This is a genomic window from Streptomyces sp. NPDC037126, assembly GCF_055605965.1.
Genome location: NZ_JBVJTD010000055.1, coordinates 1 through 13,558, shown reverse-complemented (window position 1 = coordinate 13,558; position 13,558 = coordinate 1). Strand labels below are relative to the sequence as shown.

The 13,558-nt window shown below is 70.1% G+C and carries 9 protein-coding genes; 1 reads left to right on the top strand and 8 read right to left on the bottom strand.

Going from position 1 to position 13,558, the window contains the following annotated elements:
- The 8 genes from ACZ7FF_RS43970 to ACZ7FF_RS43935 form a co-directional block, all read right to left on the bottom strand.
- A partial coding sequence (locus tag ACZ7FF_RS43970) for a hypothetical protein (protein ID WP_470820260.1) occupies positions 1 to 219 on the bottom strand: 219 nt, incomplete at its 3' end.
- 194 nt (positions 220 to 413) lie between these two features.
- Positions 414 to 2,477 carry a putative Ig domain-containing protein gene (locus ACZ7FF_RS43965; protein ID WP_470820258.1) on the bottom strand — a complete coding sequence of 688 codons (2,064 nt, stop codon included), beginning with the start codon at positions 2,475 to 2,477 and terminating at the stop codon, positions 414 to 416.
- Between the two features lie 618 nt (positions 2,478 to 3,095).
- The gene (locus ACZ7FF_RS43960) at positions 3,096 to 4,427 is read right to left on the bottom strand and encodes a DUF2079 domain-containing protein (RefSeq protein ID WP_470820256.1); all 1,332 of its coding nucleotides are present in this window, start codon (positions 4,425 to 4,427) and stop codon (positions 3,096 to 3,098) included.
- 558 nt (positions 4,428 to 4,985) lie between these two features.
- Complete coding sequence (locus ACZ7FF_RS43955) at positions 4,986 to 5,618, bottom strand: DUF6875 domain-containing protein (RefSeq protein ID WP_470820255.1); 633 nt, start codon at positions 5,616 to 5,618, stop codon at positions 4,986 to 4,988.
- Entirely contained in the window at positions 5,615 to 6,178 is a 564-nt protein-coding gene (locus ACZ7FF_RS43950) for a hypothetical protein (protein ID WP_470820253.1), read from the bottom strand. Before ACZ7FF_RS43950 ends, ACZ7FF_RS43955 begins: the two co-directional genes overlap by 4 nt.
- 9 nt (positions 6,179 to 6,187) lie before the next feature.
- Positions 6,188 to 6,388, bottom strand: a complete 201-nt coding sequence (locus ACZ7FF_RS43945) for an MbtH family protein (RefSeq protein ID WP_470820261.1) — start codon at positions 6,386 to 6,388, stop codon at positions 6,188 to 6,190.
- A gap of 43 nt (positions 6,389 to 6,431) precedes the next feature.
- On the bottom strand, positions 6,432 to 6,668 hold the full coding sequence (locus ACZ7FF_RS43940) for a phosphopantetheine-binding protein (RefSeq protein WP_470820252.1): 237 nt from the start codon (positions 6,666 to 6,668) through the stop codon (positions 6,432 to 6,434).
- Positions 6,665 to 8,068 (bottom strand): class I adenylate-forming enzyme family protein, encoded by a 1,404-nt coding sequence (locus tag ACZ7FF_RS43935; protein WP_470820250.1) that lies wholly within the window; start codon positions 8,066 to 8,068, stop codon positions 6,665 to 6,667. Before ACZ7FF_RS43935 ends, ACZ7FF_RS43940 begins: the two co-directional genes overlap by 4 nt.
- Before the next feature lie 397 nt (positions 8,069 to 8,465).
- Here ACZ7FF_RS43935 and ACZ7FF_RS43930 point away from each other — a divergent pair.
- On the top strand, positions 8,466 to 13,558 hold a 5,093-nt coding region (locus ACZ7FF_RS43930; RefSeq protein ID WP_470820249.1), incomplete at its 3' end, for an amino acid adenylation domain-containing protein.

The following is a 13,558-nucleotide window of genomic DNA, read 5'->3' as shown; positions in this document are numbered from 1 at the left end:
AGTCGCGTTGCCGTTCTCACCGGGCGGCAGGATGTCCGAACACTGGCCGCCGCAGTAGTCGTTGGAGGTGGACGCGGTGGCGGCGACTGCCGCCGGCTGGGTGATCGGGGAGAGAAGTCCGGCCGCGAGGACACATACGGACGCGGCCTTCAGGAAGCCGGATAACCGGCGGGACGTTCCCAGTCTGTCGAGGGCGGTACGTGGGGTTCGCCGTGACATGCTGTAGCTCCTAGTGACAGAAGTGGCCAGAGGCTACCGCTGGTATCCCCAGCTCCAAAGGTGAACATGCGTCACTTCCCTTTAGGGCGACCCACCTCGGCAGCAGGCTCTCCCGGTCCACCGGCAAAGACGGATGCCGCACACGACGGGCTGATACCCGTCGTGTGCGGGACCAGGTGTTCGGGTGGTGCGGGTCAGCCGGCCGTCACGGCGGTGTCGTCGACGACGAAGCTGGTCCGCTGCGAGGAGTCCTCGACGCCGTTGAACTTCAGCGTGACCGTCGAGCCCGCCAGGGAGGACAGGTCGAAGGTCTTCTGGCTGTAGCCCGAGGCCTTGTTGAGGTTCGAGTAGGTCGCCAGGGTCTTCGAACCGGCGGTCACCGTCAGCTTGTCGTACGCGGTGCTGGTGGTGGTCTCCGCGCTGTCGACGTGCAGGTAGAAGGTCAGCGTGGCCTTGCAGCCGGCCGGGATCGTCACCGACTGGGACAGCGTGTCGGTGTGCGAGGTGCCGTAGCCGTCCATCCACGCCTTGTAGGAGCCGCTGTGCGCGGCCTCACCGGTGTCGTTGGTGATGACGCCGCTGCTCGCGCTCCAGCCGGTGTTGCCCGACTCGAAGCCCGGGTTGGCCAGCAGCTGGGTGGAGGTGCAGCCGCTGCCGGAGCCGACGGTCCAGGTGAAGGAGGTGGAGCCGGAGGCGCCGGTGGAGTCGGTGGCGGTGACCGAGACCTGGTAGGTGCCGGCGGTGGAGGCCGTGCCGGAGATCAGGCCGGTGGAGCTGTTGATGGACAGGCCGGTCGGCAGGCCGGAGGCGCTGTAGGTCAGGGACGCGCCCGCGCTGTCCGAGGCCTGGATCTGCAGGCTGACCGAGCCGCCGGTGGTGGTGGACTGGCTGCCCGGGTCGGTGACGGACACGGTGTTGCCGGTGCTGCCGCCGGAGGTGAAGGCGGCGGTGCCGTTCGGGGTGCCCCAGCCGGTCGGGCCGTCGTAACCCGCCCCGCCGGTGCAGAAGTACGACGGGGAGCAGGAGCCGTTCGACCCGCTGGTGACGTCGTACAGGTTGCCGGTGTGGGAGTACGGGTACTTCGCCGGGTAGTCGCTCGCGCCCGGGGTGCCCGCGAGGGCGTAGACCGAGGCGATGATCGGCGAGGAGGCGCTGGTGCCGCCGAAGACCCCCCAGCCGGAGCCGCCGTAGGTGTCGTAGACCGCCACGCCGGTGGCCGGGTCGGCGACCGCGGAGACGTCGGCCTCCATGCGCTTGGAGCAGCCGGTGTCGGTCTGCCAGCTCGGCTTCGGGTCATAGGCCGAGCAGCCGGAGCCGGTGCCCTCGATCGAGCTGGTCTTCCAGACGGACTCGCTCCAGCCACGGGAGTTGGAGGCGGTGGTGAGCGCGGTGCCGCCGACGGCGGTCACGTACTGGGAGGTCGCCGGGTACTCGGCGCCGTAGGCGTCGTCTCCGGAGGAGACGGTGATCGCGACGCCCGGGTGCTTGAAGTACTGGGTGTCATCGCTGATCTGGGAGGAGTCCTCCGAGCTGCCCCAGCTGTTGGAGACGAACTTGGCGCCGAGCGAGACGGCCTGGTTCTCGGCTATGCCGAGGTCGCTGTCGCTCGGGGAGTTGGCCTCGACCAGGATGATGCTGCAGTTCGGGCAGACCGCGCTGACCATGTCGACGTCGAGAGCCTCTTCGCCGGCCCAGCTGGTGTTGTCGGCCGGCAGCGAGGTGGTGGAGCCGGTCTGGCTGATCTGCTTGAAGCAGCCGTTGGCCTTGGTGCAGGACGACAGGCCGAACTGCGAGCGGTAGGTGGCCAGGTCCGACTCGGCGTTGGGGTCGTTGTAGGCGTCGACGATGCCGACGGTCATGCCGGAACCGGCCGCGGTGGGCAGGTTGTAGGCACTGTGCAGGTTCGCGGGGGACAGGCCCTTGGGCGCGGCGGCGAGAACCGACTCCAGCTGCTGCTTGATGTCGGTGCGGCGCTCGGCGAAGCAGGACGCCTGGCCCGGCGCGGCGGCGGCGCACAGATGGGTCGTGGGGACCTTCTGGCCGGCCTTGCCGGTCGAGTGGAACGTCTGCCGCCTGGGGTCGGTCAGGGCCTTGGCGTTCTGCGTGACCTTGGAGACGTGCGGGTGGGCCGCGGCGGGCTGGGCACCGGCCGAGGGCGCTGCGGCCATACCGGCCGCGGCGAGGGCGAGCGCGGGGAGGGCGACGGCGACGAGTCTTCGCAGACTCCGTCTCTGACTGCTCGTGCGTAACTCACGCATGGGGTACTGCCTCCGTCGGGAAGTGGGGTTTCGCACTGGTTGGGCAGGCCCGTGACGCGCGTAGCGGCGGCGAACCGCGCAGTCATGAGCATGGAACTCATAACCACCCCGCACGCCGAGTGAGCGTGACATGACAGGGTGCGGGGAGGAACGTAGCCCCGCCGCGCCCTACTGGGCAGTACCGGGTTGCTTTTCGTGCCGGTCCTCGCATGCGATCGGCCCTCCGCGGCACCGGGCCGAGGCACGTGGACGAGGAGCCGGAGGTCGTCGTCCCAGGCCTCGGCCCGCGCCGAGATCGCGTCCTGCCCCCGGGTCTCCACGGCGAAGCCGACGTCGGTCCACCACGCCTGTGCCGGCGGCCCGGCTCCCTCGTGGACGTGCGCAGACGGCCGATGCCACCCCTCGGTCGGCATGTGCGGGACCGGCCTGCCTCCGGCGGGCACGCCGAGGTGCGGCCCGTCCTCACACCGGTCGTTCCAGTCCCCACCGCCAGGCTCTTGACGACCGGCCGCGGCGGGGTCCGCCGTCCCCCCAACTGCTCACACCGGATGAGCGGTCGCCTCGCCTGTGCGGGCAGGACACCGCTCCGGAGGGGACGGTGAACGACCGGCCTCCCGTTCAGCGTGCGGGGACGTGCCTGAGGATCCAGTATCCGGCCCGGTAGCCCAGGGACTCGTACGTCGCACCGGGGTGCAGGCTGCGGGCGGTGGCCTTCGGATCGGTGTCGGTCGTGGACCGGTAGACGAGGTAGTCGGGCGTGATGCCCTCGGTGTCGCCGAACCAGAACACGCGGCAGCGGCCGGTGAGATGCGCCGACGGCTGGACGTCCGTCTCGACGCTCGCCCCGTCCGGGACGACCGACAGCGCCTGCTCCTGAGCCCGGGCCTCGGGGCTGACCTGGTAGGTGGCGACACTCGTGAGGCGGGCGAGGGGCAGGGTGGTGCTCAAGGCCAGTGCGGCGGTCAGCACACACGCCGGCAGTCGCTCGGCGTAGGCCCGCAGCCAGGCGGCGTCGGAGGACCGGATGCGGATGATCGCGTCGAGGAGGGCGAGGGCGGCGATGGGCATCAGGACCGCGCTGTAGTGCCAGTCCGTGCTCCAGTAGTGCTCGTCGGACGACAGGAACCGCCATCCCAGCGTGGGGATCGCGGTCACCAGGACGGGGGAGCGCAGGGCCAGCAGCCCCGTCGTGGGAACCAGTGTCCACAGCAGGGTGCGCAGCTTCTCTCCCACGTCTCCGCCGAGCAGCGGCAGGGACGATCCCGTGCCCAGCTTCGACCAGTAGTCGTAGCCGTGAGTGTTGAAGGCCGGTATCACCACGGTGACGGTGATCAGGGCCGCGAGAGCTGTCGCCACCGCGACGGCGACGGCGAGCCTGCTCGCCCGTGGGTCGTCCGTCCGGCTGCCGTGCGCGACCAGGGCCGCGATGGCGGCGGCGGTCAGGCCGAGATCCTCCTTGACCAGAACGAGTGGGGCACACCAGGCCAGGGCGGGGCGCCACCGCTCCTCAAGAACGGCTTCCAGTGCGAAGGCGATGAGAGGAACGGCGAAACACACCTCGTGGAAGTCGAAGTCGGCTGCCTTCTGCAGCCCCCACGACAACCCGTACGCGGCTCCCAGCGCCAGCCCGGCGGCACGGCCGAGGTGGCGGACGCCCACCCTGGTCACCGGCAGAACGGACAGCCCCAGCAGGGCCGACTGCGCGAGCAGCAGGGTCACTGGACCGGGCACCAGCCGGTAGAGCGGGGCGAGCAGGGCGACGACCGGGCTGAAGTGGTCGCCCAGGATGGGGAATCCGGGGCCCTTCAGGTCGGACACCGGGGCGCGCAGCTCCGCGTAGGAGCGCACGACCTGCTGGAATATCCCGAGGTCCCAGGATATGGTGGTGAAGTTGAGGTATCGCGACACCGACAGCACGGCGTAGGCGGCGGCGAAGACGAGCGCCAGCACCCACCCGTCCCGGCGACCGGTGGGACGGGCCGGGCGAGGGCCGCGTGGTTTCCGGGACGCCCTGTCGAGAGCCGGGGCTCCAGAGCCGGAATCGCAGACGGGATGGACGGACACGCAATTCGCAATCTGGTCTGGCTGCTGGGAAGGCATCTGGAGTGGCTACGGGGAGGGCAGGACAAGGGCCGGAGAACGGGAAGGCCTCCGGCTCGTAAGCGGTGGCGTTGCGCGACCTGAAAACGGCGCACCGGCCGGGACACACCTCCCGGCGAGCCGCCGGGCTGTCAGCGGCCGCAGACGGCACCGTGAGCGATCGCGCGCCGATCACTACGTCCAGAAAAACAGAGAGGCCGCAGCTGCGCCCCGGTGAAAGTCCCTAGTCCCGCACCGATGGAAGGGAAAACGATGCTCATGCGCCGTGTCACTTCCACCGCTCTCGTGGCACTGGCCGTCGCAGGTCTTCGGTACGGTCCCCGCCGAGGCCGCCGGCTCGGTCCCCGCAGGTCAGGAAAGCGCTGCCGTCTTCCGCTGCGCCCCGTGGCACCTACCGGCGCCACCCGCCTATGACGAAGCGCCGTGAGTCCGCTCGGCCTCCTCGTAACGCTCGATCAGAAGCGGGTCCATCAAAGTGGAACCCGGTCCGAAGAACTTCCCGAACTTCTCCCGGTACTTCTGGAACCAGTGCGGCCGGTCGGACAGGAAGAAGACGTCGTGCAGGGCGATGGAGCGGATGGCGAGGACGGGTACCGGTGCCCGGCTCACCGCGAAGCGGGGGTTGCGCGCGGCCGTCACCTCGCAGTTCTCGTGGAACTGGCCGATCATGAGCCCCCGTGCCACGAAGTCGTCCTTCACCCGTGCCTGCGCCTGGTCGAGCAGTGCCGTGTCCTCGCCGCGCAGGTCGGGGAGGGCGACCACCATGGCCTGCAGCATGGGATTCCTGCCCTGCCAGGTCGTCAGCTCGTACTCGCGCAGGCTGCCGCGGGCGATCTCCTCGATCAGCGCGAGGCTCGGTGCGTGTCCTACCAGCCGCAAGCGGATCTCCATCGTCCGGTTCTTGCGGGAGGGTGACACGAACGGGCAGATGGGCCCCGTGCGGCCGATCTCCGGGTGGCTCGCGGAGATGTACCCGGTCAGCCATGTGGCGACCGACTCCAGCGCGGACGCGAGATCGACCGGGCGCGCCGTGGATGTCATGACGTACCCGTCAGGCCGGCGACGCGGTCGACGGCGACGCGCGCGAGCCGGTGGGTCTCCGCCCCGTCCGGAACACGGGTGTTGACGAAGGTGAGAACGTCGTCCTGCGCGACGACCACCCAGGCGGTCTCGACGCGGAAGTGGTCGACGGTGGAGAGCCAGCGCGCCACGAACCCGCGGTCTCCCAGCTCGACGGGGCCCAGTTCCACCCGCGTGATGTCGAGCTGCACGCCGTCGTTCAGCTCCATCCGGTACCGCGCGCACGCGCGCACCGCGTCGAGGAGTTCCTGGTACACCTGCCGGCAGGCCCCGTTGCCGAACTGGGCGACATGGTGGAAGACCACCGATCCCACGACGTTGGTGAACAGCGCGGAGGAGTGGTGCGTCGTCTCGGGATGCGTGCCGTGCGCGAGCATGTTCGTCAGGTCGACGATGACCCGCCCCGACTCGTCCCCGGAGACGAAGGCGGGGTCATAGGCGGCGCTCGGCTCCTCGCCGAAGAACGACTCCTCCAGATCCTCCTCCCGCAACAACAGCTGCTGGAAAGCGGCGTCGTCCATCGAGGTCTCCTATCGGCGCACGAGGCTCAGCGGGCGTATGTCGGTCCAGTGCTCCTCGACGTAGGCGAGGCAGGCCTGGCGGTCGCTCTCGCCGAGCGCGACCGTCCAGCCCGCGGGAACCTCGGCGAACGAGGGCCACAGCGAGTGCTGGCCCTCGTCGTTGACGAGCACCAGGAAGGTGCCCTCGGAGTCCTCGAACGGGTTGCTCATCATGTCTCCCTGCGCAAGGTGGTCGGGGCGGGGGCGAGGTGCGTCACTGCTCTCCCAGCACCTTCGTCACGTACTTGTGGATGCCGTCGATCGACGTGAACAGGGCCATGTCCGCGAACTGCGGGTCGATGACGAGGCCGTGCCGCTCCTCCAGCGCGTGCTGGAGAACGAGCAGGGTGAACGAGTCGACAACCAGCTCGGCGTCGTCCGTCAGGTCCTCGGACGGTCCGAGCCCCGCGTCCTCGGCCAATATCGCCCTGAGGTCGTCCTTCGAGATCACCGGTCCCCCTGGGTCCGCGCGGGTGCTTCCGACGTGACGCGCCCGTGCATCAGCGCACGGTCGCGGACCAGCTTCCCCATCGCGTTCCGCGGCAGCAGCCGGGTGACCGAGAACCGCTTGGGGACCTTCACGGGACTCAGCCGCTCCCGGCACCAGACCGTCAGCTCGTCCGCGGTGACCGTCCGGTCCGCGCCCACGAACGCCTCGATGACCTCTCCGTGCATGACGACGGCCTCGGTCACCCGCGCATGGGCCAGCAGGACGTTCTCCACTTCCGTGAGGTCGACCTTCAGCCCGCCGACCACGGCCAGCGAATCGGCCCGGCCGAGCATGCTGAGGACCCCGGTCACCGGGTCCTGGCGGACCCGGTCGCAGGTCCGCAGCCAGCCGTCCGTGAAGCGGTCGGCGTGCTCGCCGTACAGGTACGGCGATCGGTCCGTCCGGACGTACAGCTCCTCGCCGACGACCTTCACCTCGGCCCCCGGCACCGGGAGTCCCAGCTGCGGAGGCACCGACCTGCCGGACAGGTCGCCCGCGATCAGGCCGATCTCGGTCAGGCCGTAGACCGGACCGACCGGCAGTCCGAAGCGCGTGCGGAACCGCTCGTGGGTCTCCTGCGGCATCCGTTCGCCGCCGGACACCGCGAGCCGCAGCGCGGGCAGTTCGGGCCGGTCTCCGACGCGGGACAGCAGGTCGAAGTGGACCGGGGTGCCGTACACGGCGGATGTCGCGGTGGACGCCATCAGCCGTACCACCTCGGCCGGGCGCAGAGTCGGCGGGACGATCAGCGTCGCCCGGGTCGCGAGGGCGTGCAGTACGCCGCTGACCAGGCCCATGTTGTGCATGACCGAGTTCAGCAGCATCAGCCGGTCCCCCCTGCCGGGGACGCCGGGGAGTGCGGTGTGCCGGTCGAGTTCGGCCAGCACGGACTCGGCGGGCCGGCCGATCACCTTGGGTCGGCCCGCCGAGCCCGAGCTGAACTGCACCAGGTGTACTCCGTCGACGGCGGGCCGGCCGCCCGGCAGCTGCCGGACCGTGAAGTCCGACTCCTGCCGGAACCCGGCCACCGGGCCCTCGGCGCCGGTCGCGGCGACGAGGTACTGCGGACGCACCCGCCCGGCGAGTGGCTCGTACTCGGCCGGCCTTAGCCGGAAGTCGACCAGAACCACCTGCGCCCCAAGGCTCCACAGGGCCAGCAGAACCTGAAGATACGTGAAACTCGGCCGCATTCTCAGGAGGACCGAGCTGCCTTCCCCGATGCCCTGGTCCCGAAATAGCCTTCCGAGATCGGCGACCGCGGTGCGTAACTGCCCCCGGCTGACCGGCGCGCCGGAAAAGGCCCACAGCTCGTCGTCCGCGCCACGGCTCAACAAGGAACTTCCCCACCACGTCTTTGCCATACGGGTTTCCTTTAACGAAACAGGTCTGGGAAACGTGCGATCCGGCATTTAGCGCAACGAAACTAACACCGCCGAGAAACGGCGGGCAAGCGCACGGTGATTATGCGGCCCGTCCCGGAGACCGGTGCGGCGGCCCGGCGGGGCCCGGCGTGCCGGCACCGCGTCGCCCGCGGGAGGGCCGTCCGTCCGCCGGGCGGTTCGCGCCCGAGCGGATCACAAGAGCACATGTCACGAGCCATTGCCGGCAACGGCTCCGGCCTCACCGGCGGTCCCGTTGTCCCGCCGGCGGGACATGCGCGGGACGCGCACGGGGCATGCGCGTGGCATAGCCGATTGATCTCCTTGACTCCCCAGATCTCCCGGGTTAGGTTCCCCTCGGTTGCCTTTCCGGGCAGTTGTGCCCGATTCCGGTGCGCATGGCGCTCCACATAGCTCCGGCAGGCCGACGCCGCCGCCCACTTCTGTCCGGTCGAATTTCCGACATGTTTTCCGGGTCATTGTGAGCCTTTCATTCCTGTCTCTCCGGCCGTCCGTGCGGGGGAAATTCGGAGGTGGAGACTTGTCCTTCAGTGCCGGCACCACGCTGCCCCTCACCGCTGCGCAACGAGAAATATGGATCGCCGAGCAGCGGCTGGGGAAGGGGAACCGGGTTTTCCGGGTGGGCGAGTATATGGAGATCCATGGACACGTGGATCCGGTGCTGTTCGAACAGGCCCTGAAAGTGGTCGTCGCCGAGGCCGAGGCGCTGCACGTCCGCTTCGTCGAGGAACACGGCGAGGTACGGCAGGTCGCTCATGAGCTTCCAGAACGGCCGCTCGCGCTGATCGACCTCAGTGCGGAGCGGGATCCCGAGCGGGCCGCCCGCGATTGGGCGGACACCGCGGTCGCCCGGCCGATGGACCTCGCCGAGGACACGCTGTTCGAGTACGCGCTCCTGCGGCTGCGCGCAGACCGCTTCTACTGGTACCAGGGCTACCACCACGCCGTGATGGACGCCTTCGGTTCCCTGCTGATCACACGCCGGGTCGCGGACGTCTACACCGCACTCGCCCGGGGCGGCCCGGTGGGGGCGAGCCCGTTCGGCTCGCTGTCCGACCTGGTGACCGCCGGACAGCACTACCAGGCATCGCCCCAGTTCGCCCAGGACGGCGCGTATTGGAGGAACCGCTTCGCCGACAGCCCGGAGCCGGCCGGGCTCGTCGCCAGGCCGTCGACCACCCCGGAGCGCTACCTCCGACACACCACCGCACTGGGCCCCGCGGAACTCACGGCGCTGCGGGACGCGGCCCGCCGCGCCCGGTCCCCCTGGTCCCACCTGGTCGTCGCGGCCACGGCGCTCTACGTCCACCGCACGACCGGCGCATCGACCGTCGTGCTCGGCCTGCCGGTGACGGCGCGCCTGGACCAGGCGCAGCGGCGGACCCCGGGCACGGCCGCCAACGTCCTCCCGCTCAGGCTCTCGCCGCGACCGGACCTGACGCTCGGCGGACTCCTCACCCAGGTCGGAGAGCGCCTGCTCGAACTGGGCCGCCACCAGCGGTACCGGGGCGAGGACCTCCGGCGCGACCTGGAACTGCCCCACGCTGCGGGTACGTGGTACGCACCGCTCGTCAACGTCATGTCCTTCGACTACGCGGTCACGTTCGCCGGCCTGCCGACCACCGCGCACAACCTCTCCTCGGGGCTGGTGGGTGACCTCACGCTCGCCGTGTGGGACCGGCGCGACGGCACCGGGCCGACGGTCGACATGAACGCGCATCCCGAACTGTGCACCGAACACGAACTGGCCGCTCATCATCGGCGTCTGCTCACCGCGCTGGGCGCCGTCGCGGAAACACCACCGGACCGGCCGATCGGGCGGATCGATCTGCTCTCGGAGGAGGAGCGGTGTGCCCTGCTGCCGGTTCCTGACGTGCCTGCGCCGGTGGTGTCGCGGGCGACGTTGCCGGGGTTGTTCGAGGCGCGGGCCGCTCGGGCTCCGCACGCGACGGCCGTGGTCTGCGAGGGGGCCACGATGACGTACGGGCAGCTCAACGAGCGTGCGAACCGGCTGGCGCATCTGCTCGGGGCCCTGGGGATCGGTCCGGAGGACATCGTGGCGCTGGCGCTGCCCCGTTCCCCGGACCTGGTCGTCGCCGTGCTGGCCGTGCTCAAGGCGGGCGCCGCCTATCTGCCCCTCGACCCCGCGTACCCGCGTGCACGTCTGGGCCACATGGTCAGTGACGCGCGTCCGGCCCTCGTCCTGACGACGACCGCGGCCGCGGCCCCTGTGCCGACCGGAGCGGGCACACCCGTCCTGTTCCTCGACACCCTCGACCTCGCCGGCCGGCCCGTCCACAACCCCACCACGGCACTCACCCCCGACCACCCCGCCTACGTCATCTACACCTCCGGCTCCACCGGCCGCCCCAAAGGCGTCGTCAACACCCACCGGAACGTGGTGCGGCTTTTCGACGCCACCCGGAAGTGGTTCGGCTTCGGCCCCGACGACGTGTGGACGCTGTTCCACTCGTACGCCTTCGACTTCTCCGTCTGGGAACTTTGGGGAGCGCTGCTGCACGGAGGCCGGCTGGTCGTGGTCCCGTACGAGACCAGCAGGACGCCCGCCGCGTTCCTGGACCTGCTGGCCGACCAGGGCGTCACCGTCCTGAACCAGACGCCGTCGGCCTTCTACCAGCTGGACCAGGCCGACGCCGACGACTCCCGGCCGGCACGCCGACTGGCCCTGCGCACCGTGGTGTTCGGCGGTGAGGCACTGCAGCCGTCCCGCCTCGCCGACTGGTACCGGCGCCACGGCGATGACGCGCCGGTGCTGGTCAACATGTACGGCATCACCGAGACCACGGTGCACGTGACATACCGGCCGCTGACCCGGGAGCAGGCCGCCGACGCCGCCGGCGTCATCGGAGCCGGCATCCCCGACCTGCGCACCTATGTGCTCGGTGCGGGGCTGGAGTTGGTGGTGCCCGGAGTGGTGGGCGAACTGTATGTCGCCGGTGCGGGGGTCGCCCGGGGTTACCTGGGCAGGCCCGGCTTGACGGCCGAGCGTTTCGTGGCGGACCCGTACGCCTCCGAGCCCGGTGGTCGTATGTACCGCACCGGTGACCTGGTGCGCCGGAACCGGGACGGTGAGCTGGAGTTCGTCGGCCGGGCCGACCACCAGGTCAAGATCCGCGGCTTCCGCGTCGAACCCGGAGAGATCGAGAACGTCCTCACCGACCACCCCGAGGTGGCCGAGGCCACGGTGGTGGTCCGGCGGGAGCAGTCCGGCGATGCCCGCCTGATCGGCTACGTGGTCCCACGGGGAGCCCTCCGGGCCCAGGACGTACGCGAGTTCGCGCGGGACCGGCTGCCCGACCACATGCTTCCGGCCGCCGTAGTCCTGCTGGACCGCATGCCGCTGACCGCCAACGGCAAGCTGGACAAGGCGGCGCTGCCGGAGCCGGACTTCACCGGGCAGGGGTCGTCGGGGTGGGAGGCGCGCACCCCGCAGGAGCAGATCGTGTGCGACCTGTTCGCGCAGGTTCTGGGGCTGGCGCGGGTCGGGGTCGGTGACGACTTCTTCGATCTGGGTGGGCACTCGTTGCTGGCCACGCGGCTGATCGCCCAGGTCCGTGCGGTGTTCGGTGTCGAGCTGGAGCTGCGGGCGCTGTTCGAGGGCCCGACCCCGGCAGCGGTGGCGGCCCTCCTGGACACCGCGGCGCCCGCTCGGCCGGCCCTGACCGTACGGCAGCGGCCGCGGGTCCTTGCTCTCTCGTCCGCCCAGCGGCGCGTGTGGTTCCTGCACCGGATGGAGGGGCCGAGCGCCACGTACAACATTCCCCTCGTGGTACGGCTGTCCGGTGAGCTGGACCGCGATGCGCTGCGCGCCGCTCTGGCCGATGTCGTGGCCCGGCACGAGAGTCTGCGCACCGTGTTCCCCGAGGCCGAGGCCGAGGGTGTGCCGTGCCAGCAGGTGCTGGCTCCCGAGGCGGCCGTACCGCACCTCGGCGTCACCCCGACGACAGAGGCGGCGCTCCCCGCCGCGCTGGAGGACGGCGCCCGGTACGCCTTCGATCTGGCGACCGAACCTCCGCTGCGCGCCGAACTGTTCACGTTGTCGCCGCAGCGGCACGCACTTCTCGTCGTGCTGCATCACATCGCGGGTGACGGCTGGTCGCTGGGGCCGCTGTCACGGGAACTGACGGAGGCGTACGCCGCGCGTGTGCAGGGGCGGGTGCCCAAGTGGGCGGCGTTGCCGGTGCAGTACGCCGACTACACGTTGTGGCAGAACGAGCTTCTGGGTGATCAGGACGATCCGGACAGCTTGTTCGCCACGCAGATCGGCTACTGGACGCGGGCGCTGGCGGGTCTGCCGGATCAGCTGGCGCTTCCCACGGATCGTCCGCGTCCGGCGGTGATGACGTATCGGGGGGATTATGTCGTCGTTGGCATCGATGCGGGTCTGCATCGGCGGCTTGCGGATCTGGCGCGGGCTTCGGGTGCGAGCCTGTTCATGGTCCTTCAGGCGGGTCTGGCCGCGCTGTTGAGCCGTTTGGGGGCGGGGGAGGACATTCCTCTGGGTAGTCCTATTGCCGGGCGTACGGATCAGGCGCTGGACCAGCTGGTCGGGTTCTTCGTGAACACGTTGGTGCTGCGTACGGACATGTCGGGGAGTCCTTCGTTCGCCGAGTTGATCGGGCGGGTGCGGGAGACGAGTCTGGCCGCGTACGCGCATCAGGACGTTCCGTTCGAGTACCTCGTCGAACTCCTGAACCCGACTCGTACCCTCTCCCATCACCCGTTGTTCCAGGTGATGCTCGCCCTGCAGAACGCACCGGAGACCGAGTTCGAGCTGCCCGGCCTGCGTGCCGGTGTCGAGCTGGGGAGGACGGGCACGGCGAAGTTCGACCTCTTCTTCAGCCTCGCCGAACAGCGCGGTGCGCAGGGTGAGCCGCGGGGCATCACGGGTGCGGTCGAGTACTCCAGCGACATCTACGACGCGGCCAGCGTCCGCACGCTGTTCGAGCGCTGGCTGCGGCTGCTGGATGCGGCCGTGTCGTGTCCGGACCGTCCGTTGGGCGGCATCGACATCCTGTCGTCCGGGGAACGCCGGCAAGTGGTCGTCGAGTTCAACGACACGGCCTTACCGGTGCCGGATGTTTCCCTGGGTGAGCTGTTCGCACGGCAGGCGGCCAAGTCTCCTGATGCCCCGGCTGTCACCGATGGAGCCGCCACACTGACGTACGCACGGCTCGACGCCGGTGCCGGCCGGCTCGCGCGCGAGGTGATCGCCCGGGGTGTCCGCCCCGGTGATGCGGTCGCCGTCCTGCTGCAGCGCTCGACGGCGACGGTGACCACGGTCCTCGCGCTGATGAAGGCCGGTGCCGTCTACGTCCCGCTCGACACCCGCTACCCGGCCGAGCGCATCCGCCACATCCTCGCCGACACCGGCGCCTCGCTCGTCGTGACAGACGAGGCATCGCGATCCCAACTCGATGACGTAGAAGC